Origin of the sequence: Thauera aminoaromatica S2 (assembly GCF_000310185.1) — a bacterium.
In the GTDB taxonomy this organism is placed as follows: Bacteria; Pseudomonadota; Gammaproteobacteria; order Burkholderiales; family Rhodocyclaceae; genus Thauera; species Thauera aminoaromatica.
In genome coordinates this window covers 1-1,742 of the sequence record NZ_AMXD01000267.1, presented here as the reverse complement: position 1 = coordinate 1,742, position 1,742 = coordinate 1, and the positions used below count along the sequence as shown (strand labels likewise).

The following is a 1,742-nucleotide window of genomic DNA, read 5'->3' as shown; positions in this document are numbered from 1 at the left end:
CACGCCTGCGCCGGGCGCAGCCGCGGCGGCCCCGGGCACGCCCCCCGTCACGAGCGGCGCGCACGGCTTCGCCGCCCCCCCCACCGACACCGCCAAGGGAGCGAACGCATGATCCCCACCCTCGAGATCGAACGCGAGCGCACCCGCCTCGACGCCGAGCGCGAGAACGAGCGCGAGCACTGGGACGGCTCGGCCGCGGACGGGCGGGTGTTCCGGCCCGGCGAGCTCGACCTGTCGCACAAGGTCATCCTCTACCTCGACGACATCACCGTGAGCTTCGACGGCTTCCGCGCGCTCAACAAGCTCAGCCTGACCATCGACGCCGGCGAGCTGCGCTGCATCATCGGCCCCAACGGCGCCGGCAAGACCACCATGATGGACGTGATCACCGGCAAGACGCGGCCCGACTCGGGCACCGCCTTCTTCGGCCAGACCATCGACCTCACCCGCCTGACCGAACCCGAGATCGCCCACGCCGGCATCGGCCGCAAGTTCCAGAAGCCGACCATCTTCGAGCAGCACACGGCCTTCGAGAACCTCGAGCTGGCCATGAAGGCCGACAAGCGCGTGCGCCGCACCCTGTTCGCCAGCCTCATCGACGACGAGCGCGACCGCGTCGCCGCGGTGCTGCGCCAGATCCGCCTCGACCAGGCCGCCGACCGCCCCGCCGGGCTGCTCTCGCACGGCCAGAAGCAGTGGCTGGAGATCGGCATGCTGCTGATGCAGGAGCCACGCCTGCTGCTGCTCGACGAGCCGGTCGCCGGCATGACCGACGACGAGACCGAGCGCACCGCCGAGCTGTTCACGAGCCTCGCCGGCAAGCACTCGCTGGTGGTGGTCGAGCACGACATGGCCTTCGTCGAGGCGCTCGGCGGCAAGGTCACGGTGCTGTGCGAGGGTTCGGTGCTGGCCGAGGGGGATCTCGCCACGGTGCAGGCGGATCCGCGCGTGATCGAGGTCTACCTGGGGCGCTGAACGAACATGCTGAAAGTCGACAACCTGAACCAGTACTACGGCGGCAGCCACATCCTGCGCGGCCTGTCCTTCGACGTGCCCGTCGGCAAGGTGACGACGCTGCTCGGGCGCAACGGCGTGGGCAAGACCACGCTGCTGAAGACCCTGATGGGCCTGGTGCCCGCCGCCAGCGGCAGCATTTCCTTCCACGACCAGGACATCACCCGCGCGCCGTCCTGGAAGCGCGTCGCCGCCGGCATCGGCTTCGTCCCGCAGGGGCGCGAGATCTTCCCGCGCCTCACCGTCGAGGAGAACCTGCTCATGGGCCTCGCCACCCGGCCACGCGGCAGCGCCATCCCGCCGCGCATCTTCGACATGTTCCCGGTGCTGAGGCAGATGATGGGCCGGCGCGGCGGCGACCTCTCCGGCGGCCAGCAGCAACAGCTCGCGATCGGCCGCGCACTCGCCTTCGGCCCCCGGCTGCTGATCCTCGACGAGCCCACCGAGGGCATCCAGCCCTCCATCATCAAGGACATCGAGCGCGCCATCCGCAGCCTCGCCGAGACCGGCGAGATGGCCATCCTGCTCGTCGAGCAGTACTACGACTTCGCGCGCGCGCTCGCCGACCAGTACCTGGTAATGGAGCGCGGCGAGATCGTCATGCGCGGCGCAGGGGCGGACATGGACCGCGACGGGGTGCGCGAGGCGCTCGCGGTGTGAGGGTCGCCGCGTCGCGGGGCGCGGCGGGTCCGGCGGGTCTGCGCGGTCGCGCTGCGCAGCCGCACCGC

Annotated in this window: 2 protein-coding genes; both read left to right on the top strand. The window is 71.1% G+C overall.

Annotated elements, in window-relative coordinates:
• Positions 1–108 precede the first annotated feature (108 nt).
• Positions 109–975 carry an urea ABC transporter ATP-binding protein UrtD gene (gene urtD / locus C665_RS19455; protein WP_004329021.1) on the top strand — a complete coding sequence of 289 codons (867 nt, stop codon included), beginning with the start codon at positions 109–111 and terminating at the stop codon, positions 973–975.
• Positions 976–981: 6 nt separating this feature from the next.
• Positions 982–1,674, top strand: coding sequence for an urea ABC transporter ATP-binding subunit UrtE (gene urtE, locus C665_RS19450; RefSeq protein WP_004329020.1), 693 nt, complete (start codon positions 982–984; stop codon positions 1,672–1,674).
• Positions 1,675–1,742: the final 68 nt, after the last annotated feature.